The sequence below is a fragment of the Cribrihabitans pelagius genome (genome assembly GCF_048820915.1).
GTDB lineage: Bacteria > Pseudomonadota > Alphaproteobacteria > Rhodobacterales > Rhodobacteraceae > Cribrihabitans_A > Cribrihabitans_A pelagius.
In genome coordinates this window covers 139,663-159,930 of record NZ_JBMERR010000002.1, presented here as the reverse complement: position 1 = coordinate 159,930, position 20,268 = coordinate 139,663, and the positions used below count along the sequence as shown (strand labels likewise).

Annotated in this window: 21 protein-coding genes; 14 read left to right on the top strand and 7 right to left on the bottom strand. The window is 65.7% G+C overall.

The annotated features are described in order from the left end of the window. Positions 1 to 2: 2 nt before the first annotated feature. Positions 3 to 875, top strand: coding sequence for a ribokinase (locus ACOHX0_RS02455; RefSeq protein WP_420675056.1), 873 nt, complete (start codon positions 3 to 5; stop codon positions 873 to 875). Positions 876 to 934: 59 nt separating this feature from the next. On the opposite strand, the gene msrA is transcribed toward ACOHX0_RS02455, so the two are convergent. Further along, positions 935 to 1,600, bottom strand: coding sequence for a peptide-methionine (S)-S-oxide reductase MsrA (gene msrA / locus ACOHX0_RS02450; protein ID WP_420675055.1), 666 nt, complete (start codon positions 1,598 to 1,600; stop codon positions 935 to 937). A gap of 149 nt (positions 1,601 to 1,749) precedes the next feature. On the opposite strand from msrA, the gene ACOHX0_RS02445 reads away from it, so the two are divergent. Both ACOHX0_RS02445 and ACOHX0_RS02440 read left to right on the top strand, forming a co-directional pair. Further along, positions 1,750 to 2,658 carry a D-amino acid aminotransferase gene (locus ACOHX0_RS02445; protein WP_420675054.1) on the top strand — a complete coding sequence of 303 codons (909 nt, stop codon included), beginning with the start codon at positions 1,750 to 1,752 and terminating at the stop codon, positions 2,656 to 2,658. After that, the gene (locus ACOHX0_RS02440; RefSeq protein ID WP_420675053.1) at positions 2,658 to 3,371 is read left to right on the top strand and encodes a sulfotransferase-like domain-containing protein; all 714 of its coding nucleotides are present in this window, start codon (positions 2,658 to 2,660) and stop codon (positions 3,369 to 3,371) included. The genes ACOHX0_RS02445 and ACOHX0_RS02440 overlap by 1 nt, the downstream gene beginning before the upstream one ends. Before the next feature lie 84 nt (positions 3,372 to 3,455). On the opposite strand, the gene ACOHX0_RS02435 is transcribed toward ACOHX0_RS02440, so the two are convergent. From ACOHX0_RS02435 to ACOHX0_RS02425, 3 genes are all read right to left on the bottom strand, one after another. Beyond that, positions 3,456 to 3,740, bottom strand: coding sequence for an SCP2 sterol-binding domain-containing protein (locus tag ACOHX0_RS02435; RefSeq protein WP_420675051.1), 285 nt, complete (start codon positions 3,738 to 3,740; stop codon positions 3,456 to 3,458). Positions 3,741 to 3,820: 80 nt separating this feature from the next. Then, positions 3,821 to 4,288 carry a DUF1810 domain-containing protein gene (locus ACOHX0_RS02430; RefSeq protein ID WP_420675050.1) on the bottom strand — a complete coding sequence of 156 codons (468 nt, stop codon included), beginning with the start codon at positions 4,286 to 4,288 and terminating at the stop codon, positions 3,821 to 3,823. Continuing rightward, positions 4,285 to 5,511 carry an argininosuccinate synthase gene (locus tag ACOHX0_RS02425; protein ID WP_420675049.1) on the bottom strand — a complete coding sequence of 409 codons (1,227 nt, stop codon included), beginning with the start codon at positions 5,509 to 5,511 and terminating at the stop codon, positions 4,285 to 4,287. Before ACOHX0_RS02425 ends, ACOHX0_RS02430 begins: the two co-directional genes overlap by 4 nt. Before the next feature lie 136 nt (positions 5,512 to 5,647). On the opposite strand from ACOHX0_RS02425, the gene ACOHX0_RS02420 reads away from it, so the two are divergent. Beyond that, positions 5,648 to 6,397 (top strand): threonine dehydratase, encoded by a 750-nt coding sequence (locus tag ACOHX0_RS02420; protein WP_420675048.1) that lies wholly within the window; start codon positions 5,648 to 5,650, stop codon positions 6,395 to 6,397. A gap of 72 nt (positions 6,398 to 6,469) precedes the next feature. After that, positions 6,470 to 7,696, top strand: a complete 1,227-nt coding sequence (gene ilvA, locus ACOHX0_RS02415) for a threonine ammonia-lyase IlvA (protein ID WP_420675047.1) — start codon at positions 6,470 to 6,472, stop codon at positions 7,694 to 7,696. A gap of 33 nt (positions 7,697 to 7,729) precedes the next feature. On the opposite strand, the gene ACOHX0_RS02410 is transcribed toward ilvA, so the two are convergent. Then, positions 7,730 to 8,053, bottom strand: coding sequence for an Hpt domain-containing protein (locus tag ACOHX0_RS02410; RefSeq protein WP_420675046.1), 324 nt, complete (start codon positions 8,051 to 8,053; stop codon positions 7,730 to 7,732). 211 nt (positions 8,054 to 8,264) lie between these two features. Between ACOHX0_RS02410 and ACOHX0_RS02405 the strand changes: the two genes are divergently transcribed. Then, positions 8,265 to 9,497, top strand: a complete 1,233-nt coding sequence (locus ACOHX0_RS02405) for a PP2C family protein-serine/threonine phosphatase (protein ID WP_420675044.1) — start codon at positions 8,265 to 8,267, stop codon at positions 9,495 to 9,497. A gap of 40 nt (positions 9,498 to 9,537) precedes the next feature. Here ACOHX0_RS02405 and ACOHX0_RS02400 read toward each other — a convergent pair whose 3' ends face one another. Then, a complete protein-coding gene (locus ACOHX0_RS02400; protein WP_420675043.1) occupies positions 9,538 to 9,993 on the bottom strand; it encodes an NUDIX hydrolase in 456 nt (151 codons plus the stop codon). A gap of 77 nt (positions 9,994 to 10,070) precedes the next feature. On the opposite strand from ACOHX0_RS02400, the gene hslO reads away from it, so the two are divergent. From hslO to ACOHX0_RS02360, 8 genes are all read left to right on the top strand, one after another. Next, entirely contained in the window at positions 10,071 to 11,057 is a 987-nt protein-coding gene (hslO, locus tag ACOHX0_RS02395) for an Hsp33 family molecular chaperone HslO (protein WP_420675041.1), read from the top strand. Then, positions 11,050 to 11,658, top strand: coding sequence for a CoA pyrophosphatase (locus ACOHX0_RS02390; RefSeq protein WP_420675040.1), 609 nt, complete (start codon positions 11,050 to 11,052; stop codon positions 11,656 to 11,658). The genes hslO and ACOHX0_RS02390 overlap by 8 nt, the downstream gene beginning before the upstream one ends. Further along, positions 11,658 to 12,818 (top strand): CCA tRNA nucleotidyltransferase, encoded by a 1,161-nt coding sequence (locus ACOHX0_RS02385; protein ID WP_420675211.1) that lies wholly within the window; start codon positions 11,658 to 11,660, stop codon positions 12,816 to 12,818. Before ACOHX0_RS02390 ends, ACOHX0_RS02385 begins: the two co-directional genes overlap by 1 nt. Positions 12,819 to 13,023: 205 nt before the next feature. Continuing rightward, a complete protein-coding gene (locus ACOHX0_RS02380; RefSeq protein WP_420675038.1) occupies positions 13,024 to 14,862 on the top strand; it encodes an ABC transporter ATP-binding protein in 1,839 nt (612 codons plus the stop codon). Beyond that, positions 14,859 to 16,706, top strand: coding sequence for an ABC transporter ATP-binding protein (locus ACOHX0_RS02375; RefSeq protein ID WP_420675037.1), 1,848 nt, complete (start codon positions 14,859 to 14,861; stop codon positions 16,704 to 16,706). The genes ACOHX0_RS02380 and ACOHX0_RS02375 overlap by 4 nt, the downstream gene beginning before the upstream one ends. 74 nt (positions 16,707 to 16,780) lie before the next feature. Further along, on the top strand, positions 16,781 to 18,028 hold the full coding sequence (locus ACOHX0_RS02370) for a class I SAM-dependent RNA methyltransferase (protein ID WP_420675036.1): 1,248 nt from the start codon (positions 16,781 to 16,783) through the stop codon (positions 18,026 to 18,028). A gap of 2 nt (positions 18,029 to 18,030) precedes the next feature. Further along, on the top strand, positions 18,031 to 18,840 hold the full coding sequence (locus ACOHX0_RS02365) for an ion transporter (protein ID WP_420675035.1): 810 nt from the start codon (positions 18,031 to 18,033) through the stop codon (positions 18,838 to 18,840). Between the two features lie 67 nt (positions 18,841 to 18,907). Continuing rightward, positions 18,908 to 19,435: a L,D-transpeptidase family protein gene (locus ACOHX0_RS02360; RefSeq protein ID WP_420675210.1), complete on the top strand. Its 528-nt coding sequence runs from the start codon at positions 18,908 to 18,910 to the stop codon at positions 19,433 to 19,435. 191 nt (positions 19,436 to 19,626) lie between these two features. Here ACOHX0_RS02360 and dalA read toward each other — a convergent pair whose 3' ends face one another. Then, on the bottom strand, positions 19,627 to 20,121 hold the full coding sequence (dalA, locus tag ACOHX0_RS02355; protein ID WP_420675033.1) for a divisome-associated lipoprotein DalA: 495 nt from the start codon (positions 20,119 to 20,121) through the stop codon (positions 19,627 to 19,629). Between the last annotated feature and the right edge of the window lie 147 nt (positions 20,122 to 20,268).

The window sequence follows — 20,268 nt, the reverse complement described above, 5'->3', positions numbered from 1 at the left end:
CCATGGCGATTTTCAACCTGGGTTCGATCAATGCCGACATGGTCTATGCGCTGCCGCATCTGCCCGCCGCAGGGGAGACCCTGGCCGCGGAAAGCCTGACCCGCTTCCTCGGCGGCAAGGGCGCCAACATGTCGGTGGCCGCGGCGCGTGCGGGCAGCCGCGTCCGCCACATCGGCGCGGTCGGCCCGGACGGTGAATGGGCGGCAGCGCGGCTGCGGGACTATGGCGTGGACACGCAGCATGTGACCCGCGCCGGCACCGCCACCGGCCATGCCATTATTGCGGTGGAGCCCGGCGGCGAGAACCAGATCATCCTGTTTCCCGGCGCCAACCGGGCGCTCACCCCGAACCAGCTGGACCCTGCGCTGGCCGCGGCCAATGCCGGCGACATCCTGGTGTTCCAGAATGAAACCAACCTCCAGGCCGAGGCCGCTGAAGCGGCGCGCGCGCGGGGTTTGCGGGTCTGCTATGCGGCGGCACCCTTTGATGCAGCCGCCGTGCAGGCGGTGCTGCCGCAGCTCGATCTCCTGTTCCTGAACGAAGTCGAGGCCTGCCAGCTGCAGGAGGCCACCGGCAAGAGCGCTGCGGCGCTGGGCGTCCGTGACGTGGTGATCACCCTGGGCGCCAAAGGCGCGCGCCATATCGACGGCACCACCGGCGCCACCCTGGAGGTGCCTGCGCTGCCGGTCACCGCGGTCGACACCACCGGCGCCGGCGACACTTTCACCGGTTACGTGCTGGCCGGCCTCGATGAAGGCCTGGCGATGCCCGAAGCCCTGGCGCTCGCCAGCCGCGCCGCCGCGCTGATGGTCACCCGCCACGGCACCGCCGACGTGATCCCCACCCGGCAAGACGTCGCCGCTGCTACTTTCTGACCGGAAATACCCCGGGGGAATTGGCCGCAGGCCAAGGGGGCAGCGCCCCCCTTAAGGTTTCAATGCCCGGCCGCAAACGGCGCCGAATCGCCCCAGAGCTGCGCCACCCGCGCATCCCGCCCGCAGGCCTTGCGGTAGCGTTTGTATGCCGCGGCCTGCCGCTTGGGGCCGAAGCGGGTGAAGACCAGGCCGGTGCCCTTGTAATAATCCTGGTGGTAGTCCTCGGCCCGGTAGAAGCGGCCGGCCTGCAGCACCGGCGTCACCACCTTGCGCCCCAAGGCATCCTGCGCTGCGGCAAGCACCCGCTGCGCCAGCGCCGCCTCCTGCGCATCCGCAGCAAACACGGCGCTGCGGTAGCTGTCGCCGCGGTCGCAGAACTGGCCGCCCGCGTCGGTCGGGTCGATCGACCGCACGAAGAGCTCCAGCAGCTGCCGGCGCGAGACCCGCGCCGGATCAAACCGGATCTGCACCGCCTCGTAATGGCCGGTGCCGCCGCCGGTCACCTGATTGTAAGTCGGATTGGCGACCGTGCCGCCAGTGTAACCGGAGGTGGCCTCGATCACGCCGGGCACCCGTTCGAAATCGCTCTCGACGCACCAGAAACAGCCGCCAGCAACCGTGAGCACCGCCTGTTCCTGGGAGTGGGACTGCCGCGCCTGCAGCAGAACCGCCAACGCAATCAGCGCCGCCAGCAGGACGGGTTTGAGATTTTCCGCAGCACGCATCACACCCTCCGTTCCGGACCGCCCTCAGCCTGCCGCGCGCGGGCCTGCGCCTCAAGCCGGCAGGCGGCGCCTTCACGCAGTGGTGACAGCAAGTTACCGCTTGGAAAACCCCGCACTCCCTTTTAGCGTGCCCGGTGCAGGAGGACCCCATGACCGACAAGATGAGCACCCATCAGGCCGAGGAAGATCAGCGCAACGAGGAGATCCTGATCTATCTGAACGGCCGCATAGTCCCCAAGGCCGAGGCCAAGGTCAGCGTCTATGACAGCGGCTTCATGCTGGGCGACGGCGTCTGGGAGGGATTGCGGCTCTACAACGGCACCTGGGCCTTCCTCGACGAGCATCTCGACCGCCTGTTCGAGGCGGCAAAGGCTATCGATCTGGACATCGGCGCGGACCGCGGCGGGGTCCGCAAGGCGCTCTTGGACACTCAGAAGGCCAATGGCATGACCACCGATGCCCACGCCCGGCTGATGGTCACCCGCGGCCCCAAGACGCGGCCCTTTCAGCATCCGTCGCTGTCGCAGCAAGGTCCGACCTTCACCATCATCATGGAACACTCGCGCCCCGCTCTGCCGCGGCCGATCCGGCTGGCCACGGTGCCGCATGTCCGCGGCCTGGCGATGAGCCAGGACCCCAAGCTCAATTCGCATTCCAAGCTGAACTGCATCCTCGCTTGCATCGCGGCGGAGAAGGCCGGCGCGGATGAGGCGCTGATGCTGGATGTGAATGGCTTCGTGAACACCACCAACGCCTGCAACTTCTTCATCGTGCGCAAGGGCGCGGTTTGGACTTCGACCGGGGACTACTGCATGAACGGCATCACCCGGCAGAAGGTGATCGACCTTTGCCGCGCCGAGGGTATCGCGGTATTCGAGCGCAACTACTCGCTGGTCGACACCTATGGCGCGGACGAGGCCTTCCTGACCGGCACTTTCGGCGCGCAGACCCCGGTGGGCAGGATCGACGGGCGCCAGATCGGCAGCGGCACATTGGGTCCGGTGACAGAGCGCATCCGGGCGCTGTACAAGGGTCTTATCGAGAGGGAGTGTGCCTGATGCGGATTGCAATGTGGTCCGGGCCGCGGAACCTGTCCACGGCGATGATGTATGCCTTCGGCAACCGCGGCGATTGCGCGGTGGTGGATGAGCCCTTTTATGCCGCCTACCTGAAGATGACCGGGCTGGAGCACCCGTTGCGGCAAGAGATTCTGGAAAGCCAGAGCCAGGACCCCGGGGCGGTGGCCAAGATGCTCTTGGGGCCGGTGCCGGCGGCGAAACCCTTCTTCTACCAGAAGCATATGACCCAGCACATGATCCCGGGCGTGCCGCGGGAGTGGATGCGCGAGGCCGCGAACGTGTTCCTGATCCGCCACCCGGCGCGGGTGATCGCATCGTATGCGGCCAAGCGCGAGAACCCCACGCTGGAGGACATCGGATTCCGCCAGCAGGCCGAGCTTTACGCGCTGGTGCGCCGCTGGGGGCAGGCGCCGGTGGTGATCGACAGCCACGACATCCGCGAGGACCCGGCCGCGCGCCTGGAGCAGCTCTGCGAGGCGCTGGGCCTGCCGTTTTCGCCAAAGATGCTGAGCTGGCCGAAGGGCGGCCACAAGGACGATGGCGTCTGGGCCGCGCATTGGTACGGGGCGGTGTGGAACTCGACCGGATTTGCGGGCCCGGAAGGCCCGCTGCCGGAGGTGCCAGAGGCGCTTCAACCCGTGCTGGAGGCGGCGATGCCGTTCTATGAGGAGATGAAGGCAGCGAAGATCTGAAGGGGGAGGGGCGTTGCCCCTCTTGCCCCCTGGCGGGGGCAATTCACCCCAGAGTATTTCTGGCAAGATGACGGGGAGCCGGGCTCAGCCGATCAGTTTGCTCAGCTTCATTGCAACGCCCATATCGCCGGAGATTTTGATCTTTCCCAGCATCACCGCGGTCATCGGGTTGAGCTTGCCGGCGAGCAGTTTTTGCAGGTTTTCGGTGGAGAGCCGCAGGGTGCAGTCGGTGTCGCGGTCGCCGGTTGCGGCGCTGCCGTCGGCCAGCACGATCACGCCGTCACTGCCGCAGTCGAATTTCAGCGAGCCGTCGAAGCTTTTGCCGGCGAGGCCCGCCTGGATGTTTGCGGCAATCTCTTGCAGCTGCATGTTGTGTCTCCCCCTGGTGGCACCAGCGTTAGCAGGCCGCGGCAGCGGAGCAAGCGTGACCAAGGGGGAGGCGGGCGGCTTTATGCGCCGCGCGCCAGCGCCGCCGTGGTGAGCGGGCAGGGGCTGCCGTCGAAAAAGGCATCGAGCACTTCGCCGAAGTCTTCGGGCGCGCCGGGGACCGCAGCAAAGAGCGTCATTGAGGAGCGCAGTTTCTTGGCGTCGATGCCGCCGAGGATCTGCTCAGGCGCTTTGCCGCGGTGCTGCAGCATAAGCTGGCTGACCTCGGCCAGGCGGGCGCGCAGTTTTTCATGGTTGAGATAGGCGGTGGCCTCGGCCAGGTCTTCGATTCCGTAGAGCTGGGCCATGTGGGAGCGGCCCAGCTCGGCCAGCTGGGGGAAGACGAACCACATCCAGTGGCTCGTCTTCCGTCCGGCCGAGAGCTCACTCAGGACATCCGCCCAAACGGTGTCCTGAGCCTCGACGAACATCTCCAGTTCTTCCCTGAAATCGTCGCCGAAATCGCCGTCTATGCCGTCGTGCTCGCTCACTTCTTGATCCGGCGCTCGCGGGCGGCCAGCAGCTTGAGGCGCAGGGCGTTCAGCTGGATGAAACCGGCGGCATCCTTCTGGTCGTAGGCGCCGGCATCGTCCTCGAAGGTCACGTGCTCCTCGGAGTAAAGCGAATGCTCCGACCAGCGGCCGACGGTGGAGGCGTGGCCCTTGTAGAGTTTGACGCGCACGGTGCCGGTCACGTGCTGCTGGCTCTTGTCGATCGCCGCCTGCAGCATTTCGCGTTCCGGCGAATACCAGAAGCCGTTGTAGATCAGCTCGGCATATTGCGGCATCAGCTGATCCTTCAGGTGCATCGCGCCGCGGTCCATGGTGATCGACTCGATGCCGCGGTGGGCTTCCAGCAGGATGGTGCCGCCGGGGGTTTCGTAGATGCCGCGGGACTTCATGCCGACAAACCGGCCCTCGACCAGGTCGAGCCGGCCGATACCGTGCTTGCGGCCGTATTCATTGAGCTCGGTCAGGATGGTGGCCGGGCTCATCGCCGCGCCGTTGATGCTGACCGCATCGCCCTTCTCGAACCCAATCTCGATGTATTCGGGGGTGTCGGGCGCGTCCTCGGGGTGGACGGTGCGCTGGTAAACGTAATCGGGCGCTTCCTGCGCCGGGTCTTCCAGCACCTTCCCCTCGGAGGAGGTGTGCAGCAGGTTCGCATCGACCGAGAAAGGCGCTTCGCCGCGCTTGTCCTTGGCAACCGGGATCTGGTGCTCCTCGGCGAACTCCAGAAGCTTGGTGCGCGAGGTCAGGTCCCATTCGCGCCAGGGCGCGATCACCTTGATGTCGGGGTTCAGCGCATAGGCCGCGAGCTCAAAGCGCACCTGGTCGTTGCCCTTGCCGGTGGCGCCATGGGCGACCGCGTCGGCGCCGGTTTCCTCGGCGATCTCGATCAGGCGCTTGGAGATCAGCGGGCGGGCGATGGAGGTGCCGAGCAGGTAGAGCCCTTCATAGACCGCATTGGCGCGGAACATCGGGAAGACGAAATCGCGCACGAACTCCTCGCGGATGTCCTCGATGAAGATGTTCTCCGGCTTGATGCCCAGCATTTCCGCTTTCTTGCGGGCCGGATCCAGCTCCTCACCCTGGCCGAGATCGGCGGTGAAGGTGACAACTTCGCAGCCGTATTCGGTCTGCAGCCATTTCAGGATGATCGAGGTATCGAGACCACCTGAATAGGCCAGAACAACTTTCTTGGGCGCGGACATGGCTTTCCTCTCAGTCAGAACGTCCGTCGCCTAGCCGGTTTTTCGCGCGAGAGCAAGGTTTGCGGGGGTTTCCCGCCCCGTGAAACACGCCTAACGTGCGCGTCAAAACAGAACGATCCCTTGGAGAAAGCCCCTCATGAAATCCTGGTCCATCTTCAGCCATTCCATCGGGATGGTGCTGCGCAATTTCCAGCAGGCCGTGCAGATCGGGCTTGTGCCGCTGCTGATCGCCTTTGGGGTGGGTGCCGCGGTGCTCATCTTGGCAGGCAAGCCGCTGGATTCGCTGGGCGGCGGGCAGATCACCACGGAGACTGCCGGCGGGTTGGGTCTGGTCACTGTGGCGCTGGCGGTGGTGCTCTGCATGCTGTGGATCGTGGTGTCCTGGCACCGCTTCGTGCTGCTGGAGGAATACCCGCAGGGCTGGGTGCCGCCGTTCCGTTTTGACCGTATCTTGTCCTATCTTGGCCATGGGGCGATGATTGTTATCCTGTCACTCTTCGCGATCATCCCGGTCGGCCTGGTAGTTGGCATGGCCGCGGCCAGCGGGCTGCAGATGCTGATCGCAATCGTTGTTGCGGCTGCCAGTATTGCCATGGGAATTACCATGTACCGGCTGCTTCCAATTCTGCCGGCGGCAGCAATCGGCGTGCCCTTGAAGCTGAAGGAGGCCTGGGCTGCAACTGAAGGGGCCAATGGCACGATGTTCGGCCTCTGCGTCATTGTGTTCTTGTTCGGTATGCTGGTGCAGCTGGCGTCCGTGCCGGTGGCGATGGTGCCGGTGCTCGGGCCGATGGTGAGTTTTGCGGCAAGCCTTGTAGTGTCGCTGGTCAATGTCAGCGTAATGACCACGCTTTACGGCCACTACGTGGAGGGCCGCCCGGTCTGAGCGCCGGTATTCTTCCCAATGCCTCTCGCCTGCCCCTTGCCTTGGGGGCAGGCATGCGCCACTGAATGAGCCATGAGCGATTTTCAGACCCAGGCCCGCGCTGCCGAACAGGCGATGCGCGATGTGTTTCCCGCCACGCCCTTGCAGCGCAATGTGCATCTGTCCGAGCGCTATGGCGCCGACATTTACCTCAAGCGTGAAGACCTGAGCCCGGTGCGCTCCTACAAGATCCGCGGCGCGTTCAACGCGATGCGCAAGCAGCCGGATCAGGAGCTTTTTGTCTGCGCCTCGGCCGGCAACCATGCCCAGGGGGTGGCCTTCATGTGCCGCCACATGGGCAAGCGCGGGGTGATCTTCATGCCGGTGACCACACCGCAGCAGAAGATCCAGAAAACCCGGATGTTCGGCGGCGGCAATATCGAGATCCATCTGGTTGGCGACTATTTCGACATCTGCCTGGCCGCAGCGCAGGAGTGGTGCGCCAAGGAGGGCGGGCATTTCCTGTCGCCTTTCGACGATGCCGATGTGATCGAAGGCCAGGCCTCGATCGCGGCGGAGATCGAAAGCCAGCTCGGCCGCGTCCCCGATCACGTGATTCTGCCGGTGGGCGGCGGCGGCATGTCCTCCGGCGTCTACAGCTGGTTCGGGGAGAAGGTGCACTGCCTCTTTGCCGAGCCCGAGGGCGGTGCCTGCCTGCGTGCCGCGCTTGCCGCCAAGCGGCCGGTGGCGCTGGGCCGCGTCGATACCTTCGTCGATGGCGCCGCGGTCGGGAGGATCGGCGAGAAGACTTTCGAGATACTGAAAGACGTGCCGCTGCCTGATGTGCTCACCATCTCCGAGGACCGCATCTGCACCACCATCATCGAGATGCTGAACGTCGAGGGCATCGTGCTGGAGCCCGCGGGTGCGCTGGCGGTTGAGGCGCTCAACGACGTGCGCTCCTGGATTCGCGGCCGCACCGTGGTCTGCGTGACGTCCGGCGGCAACTTCGATTTCGAGCGCCTGCCTGAGGTCAAAGAGCGCGCGCAGCGGTATTCGGGCGTGAAAAAATACTTCATTCTGCGGCTGCCGCAGCGGCCCGGCGCGCTGAAGGAATTCCTCAGCATCCTCGGCCCCGAGGATGACATCGCCCGGTTCGAATACATGAAGAAATCGGCCCGCAACTTCGGCTCGGTGCTGATCGGGATCGAGACCAAGCGGCCGGAGAATTTCGCCGAGCTGTTTGCGCGGCTGGATGCGGCGGGGATGACCTACACCGACATCACCCGGGACGAGACCCTGGCGCAGTTCGTGATCTGAATCCTGGCTGGGGCCGTCCGCCTGCGCGCCGTCTCAATACCGCTGGGGCAGTTCCTTGAGAAAATAGGCCTTGGAGGCGCCGAAACTGGCCAGGATCGTCTCCACGCTGACGCTGCCGGAATTGCCTTCGGCGGCGGCACGTTCGCCTTCCAGGCACAGGGCGGAGAACTGCTCGAAGCCGAGGTTCAGCGCGCTGCCCTTGAGGAAATGCAGATCCTGCTCCAGCTGGCTGCGGCCGCCCGCCTTCAGCTTCTCCAGCACGGATTCCACTTCCTCCAGGAAAATTTTGACCACTTCGCCGAAGTCTTCTGCACCGACCTCCTCGCGCAGCTCTTTCACGCGCGGCCAATCAATCATGCGTCCCGTCCTTTCTTCACTGCTCTTGCGCGGGTCTTAGAGTTGAAAGGTGCAAAAATATAGTGAAATAAAGGAACAAGCTAAAACTTTAGGTTTCATCACCTGTTAAATATCTGACCAGATACTACGAAGCGTTAATCTGATAACGCCCTTTTCCTGTGAGGTGCCTTCGGTGCTGCCAGAAAGTTTGACGGACAACGAGGACCACACAGTGGCCGGATCTATTCGCCGCGTGCTTGTCGTGGACGACAGCCGCCTTCAACGCCGGATTCTGGTGGCATCGTTGAAGAAATGGGGGTTCTCCGTCACCGAGGCGGAGAGCGGTGAGGAGGCGATGGAGATCTGCTCCACCGAGCCGCCGGATCTGATTCTCAGCGACTGGATGATGCCGGGCATGAACGGGCTGGAATTCTGCCGCAGTTTCCGCGCGCGGTCCAAGGACGATTACGCCTATTTCATCCTGCTGACCTCCAAAAGCGAGAAGAACGAGGTTGCTGAAGGTCTGGATGCCGGAGCCGACGATTTCCTGACCAAGCCGGTCAGTTCGGACGAGCTGCGGGCGCGGATTTCTGCCGGGGAGCGGATTCTGCGCATGCAGCGGGAGCTGTCGCAGAAGAACCGTATCGTCTCCGAAACCCTGGACGAGCTGCAGCGGGTCTACGACGCCATCGACAAAGACCTGATCCAGGCCCGCAAGATCCAGGAATCGCTGGTGCCGGAGCTGTCCAAGGATTTCGGCTCCTCCACGGTGTCGCTGCTCCTGAAACCTTGCGGCCATATCGGCGGCGACCTGGTTGGCATGTTCTGCCCGGGCGTGAACCGGATCGGCTTCTACTCGATCGACGTTTCCGGCCATGGCATCACCTCGGCGATGATGACGGCGCGGCTGGGCGGCTACCTGTCGTCGAATTATTTCGATCAGAACGTCGGCATGGAAAAGCGGTTCAACCGCTTTTATGCGCTGCGCCAGCCGGAGGAGGTGGCGGGTCTGCTGAACGCGCGCCTGATCGCCGACACCGGGATCGAGGAATATTTCACCATGGCTTATTGCATCGCCGACCTGCGCAGCGGCGTGCTGAAGATGGTGCAGGCGGGCCACCCGCATCCACTGCTGCTGCGCAAGGACGGCTCGGCCGAGTTCATCGGCAAGGGCGGGGTGCCTGTCGGGCTGATTTCAGGAGTCAGCTACAGCCAGGAGGAAGTGGTGATGCAGCACGGCGACCGGCTGCTGCTCTATTCCGACGGCTTCACCGAGGCGCGGCTTGAAGATGGCTCCATGCTGGAGGCCGAAGGCCTCTTGGAACTGATCCGGAAATGCGACGCCAACCAGAGCGGCAAGGAATTCCTGGACGATCTCTACTGGAATCTCACGCAGATGATGAGCAGGGAACACGGGCTGGAGGATGACGTCTCCGCCACGCTGTTCGAATACAAAGGCCCCTGACCGCCGCGGCGCGCGCCAGAGGCCGCCTTCTGGGGCGGGCCTAGCTGCGCGCGGCCAACTGCTGCGCCAGCCGCGCCGCAAAATGCCTGTCGCCCGCGTTGCCCAGTTGCACCGCGGCGTCTTCCGCGGGAAGCCACAGCGCCTCGTGCCCGTCCTCCAGCGGCGGGCCGATCCGGCGCAGCGGGCGCGCCACGTAGATATGGCAAAGCTTTTCGGCCCAGAGATCGTATTCCGGCATGTAGGTATAGCGCCGGAACGCCCCCAGCCGCCGCGGCGCGCCGATGCGCCAGCCGGTTTCCTCATAGACTTCGCGGTGCAGCGCCGGCAGCGGCGATTCACCGGGATCGATGCCGCCGCCGGGCAGCTGCAGCTCGGGCCCCGGGTCGGCCTGGCGGGTCACCAGCAGCCAGCCGCCGCGCGGCAGCAGCGCATAGGCGCCCGGCCGCACCCGGTAGCGCCGGCCATTCTGCGGCGCGTTTCCAAAACGTCTGATCACGAACCGGCCCCTTCACTCCAGCGGCAAATCGCCTATATAGCCCCGGTATGCCAACCCCCGGCGTTTAAGGAAACCCCATGACTCTTGGTTCGAAAATCGCGTGGGACGACACCGTCCTGCCCTTCCAGCTTGACGTATCGGACATGCGCGGCCGCGTGGCGCGGCTGGACGGCGTGCTGGACGGGATTTTGAAGCAGCATGATTACCCGCCCGCGGTGGAGGCCCTGGTCGCCGAGATGGCGCTGCTGACGGCGCTGATCGGGCAGACCATCTCGCTGCGCTGGAAACTGTCGCTGCAGGTGCAATCCAAGGGTGCGGTGCGGATGATCGCGACCGACTATTACGCGCCGCAGAAAGAAGGGGAGATCGGCCGCATCCGCGCCTATGCCAGCTTCGACCGCGAGCGGCTGACGGAGGGCAGCCCGTTCGATCAGGTGGGCGAGGGGTATTTCGCCATCCTGATCGACCAGGGCAACGGCACCCAGCCCTACCAGGGTATCACGCCGCTGGCGCAAGGCTCGCTCAGCGCCTGCGCAGAGTCCTATTTTGCCCAGTCCGAGCAGCTGCCAACCTTGTTCAAGCTCAGCTTCGGCAAGTCGTCGGAACCGGGCATGGGTGAGCATTGGCGCGCCGGCGGCATCATGTTGCAGCACATGCCCAAGGCCTCGCCCTTTGCGGCGCAGTCCGAAGGCACCGGTGAGACGCTGCAGGCAAGCGACCTGGTCTCGGGCGAGCAGGAAGAGAACTGGAACCGCGTTACCATGCTGCTGAACACGGTGGAGGACCTGGAGCTGATCGGCCCCTCGGTCACCCCGGCCGACCTGCTGGTGCGATTGTTTCACGAGGAACAGCCGCGGGTCTATGACTTCCAGCCGGTGCGCTTTGGCTGCACCTGTTCCGAAGACCGCGTGCGGCAGAGCCTGTCGATCTACTCGGCCAAGGACATTGAGAAGATGACCACCGATGATGGCCGCGTCACCGCTGACTGCCAGTTCTGCGGCGCGCATTACGACCTCGACCCGGCAACCGTCGGGTTTGATGCGGAAAATCCGCCAAGTGCGTGATCCGGCTGAGGATCTCGCCCAACGTATCGCCGCCGCCCTGGCCCGGCCGGGCGGCGGCTCCTCCGATTTCGACCTGAACCCCGGCGTGGTTCTGCCCGAGGGGCGCAAACTGCGCCCGGCAGGGGTTCTAGTGCCCATCACCCTGGCCCACGGCGCGCCGCGGATGATCCTGACAAAGCGCTCCTCGGTGCTGAAACATCATCCGGGCCAGATTGCCTTTCCCGGCGGCAAGGTCGATGCGGGCGACGCGGACGCCTGCGACGCCGCCCTGCGCGAAGCCTGGGAGGAGATTGGCCTGCCGCGCAAACTCCCCGAGGTTCTGGGCACTCTGCCCCCGCATGAAACCGTCACCGGATTTACCGTGACCCCGGTCGTCGCGCTGATCCGCGAGGGCTTTACAGCGCGCCCCGAGGCGGGGGAGGTGGCGGAGGTCTTCCCGGTGCCGCTGGCGCATCTGCTTGACCCCGCGAACTACCTGATCGAGGCGCGGCGCTGGCGCGGCACTCGGCGGCGGTATTATACCGTTCCCTACGGCCCCTATTACATCTGGGGCGCCACCGCGCGGATGTTGCGCGCCTTTGCGGCACGGATGGAGACATGATGCGGATCAGCCAGCCCTGGCTGCATGACCCCGCCACCCAGGCGGTTTGCGCCGCGCTCACAGCAGAGGGCGCGCAGGCACTGTTCGTGGGCGGCTGTGTGCGCAACGCGCTTCTGGGGGCGCCGGTGTCGGATATGGACATCGCTACCGATGCCCATCCCGAGACAGTGCTGGAGCTGGCGGCGAAGGCGGGCATCAAGGCGGTGCCCACCGGCATCGAGCATGGCACCGTCACGCTGATCAAATCCGGCATCCCGCATGAAATCACGACCTTCCGCAAGGACGTGGCCACCGACGGCCGCCGTGCGGTGGTGGCCTTTGCCAGCGGCATTGCCGAGGACGCGCGGCGCCGCGATTTCACTATGAATGCGCTTTATGCCCGCCCGGACGGCACAGTGGTCGATCCGCTCGGCGGCATGGCGGACCTGCAGGCGCGCCGGGTACGCTTCATCGGCACCGCTGAGCACCGCATCCGCGAGGATTACCTGCGCTCCTTGCGCTATTTCCGCTTCCACTCCTGGTATGGCGATGCGGCGCAGGGATTCGATGCTGACGCGCTCGCCGCGATTGCCGCCAATCTGGACGGGCTCGAGACCCTTTCGCGGGAGCGGGTGGGCAGCGAGATGCTGAAGCTGCTGGCCGCGCCCGACCCGGCGCCCTCGGTTGCGGCGATGCGGCAGGCGGGGGTGCTGGCGCAGATCCTGCCCGGCACCGACGACCGCGCCCTTGCGCCGCTGATCCACCTGGAGGGCACCCGCCCGCCCTCGGCGCTGCGGCGGCTGGCGGCGCTGGGCGGTGAAGACATGCAGGAGGCGCTGCGCCTTTCCAAGGCGCAAGGGAGGGAGCTCACCCGCCTGCGCGACGCGGCCACCGGCACCATGGGGGCGGCGGAACTTGGCTACCGGCTTGGCGCGGCAGCGGCTCAGGATTCGCTTCTGCTGCGGGCGGCACTTCTGGAGCAGCCGCCTTCCCCCGGTCTGGAGACAGAAATTGCCCGCGGCGCCGCCGCCAAATTCCCGCTCACCGCACGCGACCTGATGCCCGCCCTGAAAGGCCCGGCGCTGGGCAAGGCGCTGAAGAAGCTGGAGGCGGAATGGATCGCCTCGGGCTTCACGCTCGGGCGCGATGAGCTGCTCGACTCGCTGAAGGGCAGCAAGTGACCCTCCGCCGCAACCTTTAGGGGTGACAAGCGCCCGGATCTTGCCTACCCATGGGGAAGGCACCACATGTCGGGAGGAATGCTGATGTATTACGGGATCTGGTTTCACTAACGCCTGAGACCCTGCCCGTATTTGCGTGGCGGCCTTGGGCTGCCCGCTGTCTGCATCCGCATATCTATTTGCTCAACCGCCCGGAGCGCCCCGCATGTTTCGCTTTTTCGAGAACCTGATTGACCCTTATTGCGCCTATCCCGAGACCAACACGCCGCCCACGCGGCTCTGGCCCTTCCTGCGCGGCTACGCAAAACCCTTCAAGACCGTCTTTACTCTGACCGCGCTGATGTCGGTGGTGGTTGCCGCCATCGAGGTCGGGCTGATCTACTACATGGGCCGGGTGGTAGACCTGCTGGCGGGCACGCCCGAACAGGTCTGGCAGGAGCACGGCACCGAGCTGATCCTGGTGGCGCTGTTCATCCTGCTGGTGCGGCCGGTGATCCAGCTCTTTGACGTGCTGCTGCTGAACAATGCGATCCTGCCGAACTTCGGCACGCTGATCCGCTGGCGGGCGCACAAGCACGTGCTGCGCCAGTCGGTCGGCTGGTTCGAGAATGATTTTGCCGGCCGCATCGCCAACCGCATCATGCAGACCCCGCCCGCCGCCGGAGAGGTGGTGTTCCAGGTCTTTGACGCGATCACCTTCTCGCTGGCTTATCTTGTGGGGGCGGCGGTGCTCCTGTGGGTCGCCGATGTGCGGCTGATGCTGCCGCTGGCGGTCTGGCTGGTGCTCTACGCGCTGCTCGTGCGCTGGACGGTAAAACGGGTGGGGCCGGCGAGCCAGGCGGCGTCGGATGCGCGCTCGGAAGTCACCGGCCGCGTTGTCGACAGTTATTCCAATATCCACTCGGTCAAGATGTTTGCCCATCACCACCGCGAGCTGACTTATGCCCGTGACGCAATCGAGAAGACCCGGCGCACTTTCCAGGCGGAAATGCGAATCTTCACCGTCATGGATGCGGCACTGGTGACGCTCAACGGACTGCTGATCGCTGGTGTCGTGGGCTGGGCGGTGATGCTGTGGATGCAGGGCTCCGCCTCCGTCGGGGTGGTAGCCGCGGCCACCGCGCTCACCTTGCGGCTCAACGCGATGACCGGCTGGATCATGTGGGCGCTCACGTCGTTCTTCCGCCAGCTCGGGGTGGTGGCCGAGGGGATGCAGACCATCGCCCAGCCGATCGGACTCGCCGATGCCGCAAATGCGGCGCCTCTGCGGCTGGGCAAGGGCGAGATCGAGTTCCGCAACCTCTCGCACCACTATGGCCGCGGGGCGGGCGGGCTCGACCGGATCAGCCTCACCATCCGCCCGGGCGAGAAGATCGGGCTGATCGGCCGCTCTGGTGCCGGGAAATCGACCCTGGTGAAGCTGTTGCTGCGGTTCTACGACGCCGACAGCGGCCAGATCCTGATCGACGGGCAGGACATTCGCACCGTGACGCAGGACTCTTTGCGCAGCCATGTCGGCATGGTCCAGCAGGACAGCGCGCTGCTGCACCGCTCGGTGCGCGACAACCTGCTCTATGGCCGCCCAGACGCCAGCGAGGAGCAGATGACCGCCGCTGCAAAACAGGCGCAGGCGCATGAGTTCATTCTTGACCTCGAAGACCCGCAGGGGCGCACGGGCTATGATGCTCATGTGGGCGAGCGCGGCGTGAAACTCTCCGGCGGGCAGCGCCAGCGGGTGACGCTGGCGCGGGTGATTCTGAAGGACGCGCCGATCCTGGTGCTGGACGAGGCGACCTCGGCGCTCGATTCCGAGGTGGAGGCGGCGATCCAGGAAACGCTCTACGGCATGATGCGGGGCAAGACGGTGATCGCAATTGCGCATAGGCTGTCGACCATTGCGCAGATGGACCGCATTCTCGTGCTGGACGAGGGCCGTATCGTCGAGGAAGGCTCGCATGAGGCGCTGTTGCAGGCGCAGGGACTTTATGCGCAGCTTTGGGCGCGCCAGTCCGGCGGTTTCCTGAATGTCGAGGCAGCAGAATGAACATTGGCAATCTGATTGACGCCTTTCGCCCCGCCGACGGCCCGCCGCCGCAGCGCCTCGGCGCCTTCCTGCGCTGGTGCCTGTCCGGGGCCTGGCCGATGCTTTGGGTGGCGGCGCTGTTCTCGGCGCTTGCGGGCGGTATGGAGGCGGGCACCGCCTATATCCTTGGCCTGGTCGTCGACACCGCGATTGCCAGCGGTCCGGGGCAGTTCTTTGCGCCCCGGAACGTCGCGGTGATCGCCGGGGCGCTGGCCTTCTTCCTACTGGTCCGGCCGGTTCTGTTCGGCCTCTCGGCGGCCTCCAATGCGATCGTGGTGCAACCGAACGTGAGTCCCTTGGTGCTGTCCCGGCTCAACCGCTGGACGCTGGGCCAATCGGTGCGCTTCTTTGACGAGGATTTTGCCGGGCGCATCGCCCAAAAGCAAATGCAGACCGCCAGCGCCGTGACCTCCGTCGCGAGCGAGATGATCAACGTGGTGGCCTTCGCGCTGGCGTCGCTGGCGGGTTCTTTGGCCTTGTTAGGCTCTATCGACCTGCGGATCACTCTGGTGTTTCTGGTCTGGCTCGCGGGTTATTTCACGCTGATCCGCTGGTTCCTGCCGCGCATCCGCAAACGCTCCGGCGCGCGGGCCGGGGCGCGGGCGACGGTAACCGGGCAGGTGGTGGATTCGATCACCAACATCAAGACGGTGAAGCTGTTTGCCCATGCCGACCACGAGGAGCGCACGGCGCAGGACGCGATGGTCTCCTTCCGCCAGAAGGCGCTGGACTTCGGCTATCTGGCGGCCAGCTTCCGCTTCACGCTGATGTGCCTGGCGGGGGTGCTGCCGGTGCTGCTGATCGGTGCGACGCTGTTCCTGTGGCGCAATGGCACTGCCACAGAAGGCGACATCGTCGCGGCCGGGGCGGTGTCGATCCGCATCGCCCAGATGACCGGCTGGGTCAGCTTCACCCTGATGGCGATCTATTCCAACATCGGCGAGGTGGAGAACGGCATGCGCACGCTCTCGGTCCCCGACCGGGTCGAGGACAGGCCGGACGCCCGGCCGCTTGTGGTCAGCGAAGGCAAGATCGTCTTTGACGGGGTGGAGTTTGCCTATGGCCGCGACGCGGGCGGGGTGCAGGGTCTGAACCTCACCGTGAATCCGGGCGAGAAGCTGGGCATCGTCGGCGCGTCGGGGGCGGGCAAGTCGACTCTCGTATCGCTGCTGCTCAGGCTCTATGACGGGGAAGGCGGGCGCATCCTGATCGACGGGCAGGACATTGCCGGCGTGACCCAGGACACCCTGAGGGGCCAGATCGGCATGGTCACGCAGGAAACCGCGATGTTCAACCGCTCGGCCCGCGACAACATCCTCTATGGCCGCCCCGATGCCACCGAGGCTGAGCTGATCGCCGCCGCCCACAAGGCCGAGGCGCATGAGTTCATCACCGAGCTGGAGGACGGCAAGGGCCGCAAAGGCTATGACGCGTACCTCGGCGAGCGCGGCGTGAAGCTCTCGGGCGGGCAGCGGCAGCGCATCGCCCTGGCCCGCGCGATCCTGAAGGACGCGCCGATCCTGGTGCTGGACGAGGCGACCTCGGCGCTCGATTCCGAGGTGGAGGCCGCGATCCAGGCGGCGCTGCACCGGGTGATGGAAGGCAAGACGGTGCTGGCCATTGCCCACCGCCTGTCGACGCTGAGCGAGATGGACCGGATCATCGTGATGGAGAAGGGCCGCATCGCCGAAGCGGGCAGTCACGAGACGCTGCTGGCCAGGGGCGGGCTTTATGCGAATTTCTGGGCGCGCCAGTCCGGCGGCTTCATCTGCACCGACGAGGACAAAGCCGAGGCTGCAGAGTAGCGCGCAAAGCGGGAGCAGGGCAGGGCACGCGTATTTTCCTTTTGCCCCGTCCCGGCCCGCGTTATGCAGCCGTCATGACAGATGCAGCCAGAACCACAGCCACGATAACCCGTCTCGGCCATCAGGGCGACGGTATCGCCGAAGGGCCGCTGTTTGCGCCCCGTACCCTGCCGGGGGAGACCGTCAGCGGCGTTGCCGAGGGCAACCGCCTGCAGGATATCCGTATCGAGACCCCCTCGGATGCGCGGGTGCAGCCGCCCTGCCGCCACTACAAGGCCTGCGGCGGCTGCCAGCTGCAGCACGCGAGCGACGCCTTCGTGGCCGGCTGGAAGGCAGAGGTGATCCGCAGCGCGCTGGCCGCGCAGGGCCTGGAGACGGAGTTTCGCCCGGTCCACACTTCGCCCGCGCAATCCCGCCGCCGCGCCACCTTTGCTGTGCGGCGCACCAAGAAGGGCGCGCTGGCGGGGTTCTACGGCCGCGCCTCCGGCGTGATCACCGAGATCCTCGACTGCCAGCTGCTGGAGCCTGCGCTGATGGCGGCGCTGCCAGTTGCGGAGGCGCTCGCCGTGGCCGGGGCCAGCCGCAAGACGCCGCTGTCGGTGACGGTGACCACCACGGAGGCCGGGCCCGACGTGCTGGTGCAGAACGGCAAACCGCTGGACGGGCCGCTGCGCATCGCGCTGGCGCAGCTGGCCGAGCGCCACCGCCTGGCCCGGCTGACCTGGGAGGACGAGCCGGTGGCGATGGCGCAGCCGCCGGTGCAGCGGTTCGGCCCGGCACCGGTCTGCCCGCCGCCCGGCGCCTTCCTGCAGGCCACCCGCGACGGCGAGGCGGCGCTGGTGGCGGCGGTGCAGGAGATCACCCGCGGCGCGCGGCGCATCGTCGACCTGTTTGCGGGGTGCGGCACCTTTGCCCTGCCGCTGGCGCAGGGCGCCGAGGTGCACGCCGCCGAGGGCGAGCGCGCGATGATCGAGGCGCTGGAGGCGGGCTGGCGCCCGGCCAAGGGCGTGAAGAAACTCACTGCCGAGACCCGCGACCTGTTCCGCAATCCGCTCCTCGCGGAGGAGTTCACGCCCTTCGGCGCCGCCTTCGACGCCGCTGTGATCGACCCGCCCCGGGCCGGTGCCGAGTCGCAGATCGCCGAGCTGGCCAAAGCGGGAGTGCCGGTGATCGCCTATGTCTCCTGCAACCCGGTGAGCTTTGCCCGCGATGCCAAGGCTCTGGTGTCGGCGGGTTATGCCCTGCACTGGGTGCAGCCCGTTGACCAGTTCCGCTGGTCGCCCCATACCGAACTGGTTGCCCGATTCTCCCTGGAACAGTGACGATGACCAACGCGCAGACAAACCCCCCGCTCCGCCGCCTGGCCGCCATTCTGGACAGCCAGGGTTTCAGCCGCTTCATCACCGGGGTCATCCTGCTCAACGCGGTGACCCTGGGGCTTGAGACATCGCCGGAGGCGATGGCCGTGGCAGGCGGGCTGATCCTGCTCGTCGACCAGATTTGCCTTGCTATCTTCGTGGTGGAAATCCTCGCCAAGCTCATGGTGCGGCGGCTGCGCTTCTTTGCCAGCGGCTGGAACGTCTTTGACTTCCTGATTGTAGGCATCGCGCTGGTGCCCGGCGCGCAGGGCTTTTCGGTCTTGCGGGCGCTGCGCATCCTGCGGGTGCTCCGGGTTATTTCGGTGGCGCCGCGCCTGCGCCGGGTGGTCGAAGGCTTTATCACCGCGCTGCCCGGCATGGGCTCGGTGTTCCTGCTGATGGCGATCATCTTCTACATCGGCGCAGTGATGGCGACGAAACTGTTCGGCGGCCTGTTCCCGGAGTGGTTCGGCGACCTTGGCCGCAGCGCCTATTCGCTGTTCCAGATCATGACGCTGGAAAGCTGGTCGATGGGCATCGTGCGCCCTGTGATGGAGGTCTACCCCTATGCCTGGGCCTTCTTCGTGCCGTTCATCATGGTGACTACATTTGCGGTGGTGAACCTTCTGGTTGGCCTGATCGTGAACTCGATGCAGGATGCCCACCACGAGGAGGAAGGCGAGCGCACCGATGCTTACCGCGACGAAGTGCTGAGCCGGCTTGAGGCAATCGAGCAGCAGATTGCGGGCCTGCGCGGCCCGAACAGAAAGATGTGATTTTGATTTGCCGCTGATCCGCGGTATGCGGAAAGGCAGAGGCAAACAAAAAAATACAGGCATAATGATGGACAGAAGGGCGTTTGGATTCGGCGCGGCGGCAAGCCTTGCGCTGGCGGGATGCAGTGGCGGCGGTGCCGGGGTCAGCAGGTTTCAGATCTATGACGGGCCGGAGGTGACCTCGATCGTGGTGAACAAGGGCGCGCGCAAGATGTACCTGCTGCACCACGAGGAAGTTCTGAAGCAGTATGATGTCGATCTCGGCTTTGCGCCGCTGGGCACCAAATCCATCGAGGGCGACGGGCGCACGCCCGAGGGCACCTATCTGATCGACCGGCGCAACCCCAACAGCCGTTATCACCTGTCAGTTGGGATCTCCTACCCGAACCAGCAGGACCGCGAGGCGGCTCTGGCCATGGGCCGGAAACCGGGCGGTGACATCTTCATTCACGGTGAGCCGGTGAACGCCAGGGAACGCAAGCGCGCCGCCCGCGTCGATGACTGGACTGCGGGCTGCATCGCGGTCAGCAATGAGGAGATCGAGGAGATCTACGCGATGGTGCAGGACGGCACCACGATCACGCTGCGGCCCTGATCACGCGGCAGCTCTGAGCGGCGGCAGCGCCCGGGAGGCGCCGCATGCCGTGCCGCAAGCCGTAAGGGCGCGCTCCCGCGCCCGCGGCTGCGCCGGCAAGGCCGGCACCGCCTGGCGGCCTTGGGCCGGGCGCCGCGCTGGCGCGCGGCGCGGGTCCTCAGCCGCTGCTTTGGATCGAATGCACGTGGCCCTCAGTTGGCCATGATCATCGTCCACCAGATCTTGCCGTTGGGCTCCTGGAACCAGGAAAGACCCATATTCGACGCCTTGGGGTCGAGGATCACCGCACGGGTGGCGGGCTTTTCCAGCCAGGCAGCCAGGGTCTGCTGCTCGTTCTCGTAGGTTTCGGAGATATTCTCCCCCAGGAGCGTGCCGCCGTAACCTGCCCGCGCCACCCGCTGCAGCGGCGAGGAGCCGTCGGAGCCGAAATGCCAGGGCCGGTTCTGCACCGACATGTCCCGCGCATGGGTGGCGGCGGCGGCGTTCAGCTGGGCGTTCAGCCGAACCGCGGGCGCGCCTGCGGCCTGGCGCAGGGCGTTGACCGAATCAAGCATCCGCAACTGAACCTGGTCGTCGTTGCGGATCCGGTAGATATTGCCGCCGCCGGTCCCGGTTTCGGTGACTGGCGTACAGGCGGTGGCCAGAGCCATCGCGGCTGCGGCGGCGAACAGGAAAACACGCGTCATCTTGCACTCTCGCTCCATGAATTGCCCTAGCACTTAGCCCTCCTGTGGCGCCGGTGCAAACTGGCCCGGGGTATTCGGCGGCGGCAGCGCCCGGTTTGAATTGCGACTGCGGCATTCCCGCCATAAACTCCCCGCACACCCACCGGA

Bases quoted from the DNA above. Each gene is read 5' to 3' on its own strand.
- ACOHX0_RS02455 (WP_420675056.1), top strand. From the start codon at position 3: ATGGCGATTTTCAACCTGGGTTCGATCAATGCCGACATGGTCTATGCG.
- msrA (WP_420675055.1), bottom strand. From the start codon at position 1,600: ATGCGTGCTGCGGAAAATCTCAAACCCGTCCTGCTGGCGGCGCTGATT.
- ACOHX0_RS02445 (WP_420675054.1), top strand. From the start codon at position 1,750: ATGACCGACAAGATGAGCACCCATCAGGCCGAGGAAGATCAGCGCAAC.
- ACOHX0_RS02440 (WP_420675053.1), top strand. From the start codon at position 2,658: ATGCGGATTGCAATGTGGTCCGGGCCGCGGAACCTGTCCACGGCGATG.
- ACOHX0_RS02435 (WP_420675051.1), bottom strand. From the start codon at position 3,740: ATGCAGCTGCAAGAGATTGCCGCAAACATCCAGGCGGGCCTCGCCGGC.
- ACOHX0_RS02425 (WP_420675049.1), bottom strand. From the start codon at position 5,511: ATGTCCGCGCCCAAGAAAGTTGTTCTGGCCTATTCAGGTGGTCTCGAT.
- ACOHX0_RS02420 (WP_420675048.1), top strand. From the start codon at position 5,648: ATGAAATCCTGGTCCATCTTCAGCCATTCCATCGGGATGGTGCTGCGC.
- ilvA (WP_420675047.1), top strand. From the start codon at position 6,470: ATGAGCGATTTTCAGACCCAGGCCCGCGCTGCCGAACAGGCGATGCGC.
- ACOHX0_RS02410 (WP_420675046.1), bottom strand. From the start codon at position 8,053: ATGATTGATTGGCCGCGCGTGAAAGAGCTGCGCGAGGAGGTCGGTGCA.
- hslO (WP_420675041.1), top strand. From the start codon at position 10,071: ATGACTCTTGGTTCGAAAATCGCGTGGGACGACACCGTCCTGCCCTTC.
- ACOHX0_RS02385 (WP_420675211.1), top strand. From the start codon at position 11,658: ATGCGGATCAGCCAGCCCTGGCTGCATGACCCCGCCACCCAGGCGGTT.
- ACOHX0_RS02380 (WP_420675038.1), top strand. From the start codon at position 13,024: ATGTTTCGCTTTTTCGAGAACCTGATTGACCCTTATTGCGCCTATCCC.
- ACOHX0_RS02375 (WP_420675037.1), top strand. From the start codon at position 14,859: ATGAACATTGGCAATCTGATTGACGCCTTTCGCCCCGCCGACGGCCCG.
- ACOHX0_RS02370 (WP_420675036.1), top strand. From the start codon at position 16,781: ATGACAGATGCAGCCAGAACCACAGCCACGATAACCCGTCTCGGCCAT.
- ACOHX0_RS02365 (WP_420675035.1), top strand. From the start codon at position 18,031: ATGACCAACGCGCAGACAAACCCCCCGCTCCGCCGCCTGGCCGCCATT.
- ACOHX0_RS02360 (WP_420675210.1), top strand. From the start codon at position 18,908: ATGGACAGAAGGGCGTTTGGATTCGGCGCGGCGGCAAGCCTTGCGCTG.
- dalA (WP_420675033.1), bottom strand. From the start codon at position 20,121: ATGACGCGTGTTTTCCTGTTCGCCGCCGCAGCCGCGATGGCTCTGGCC.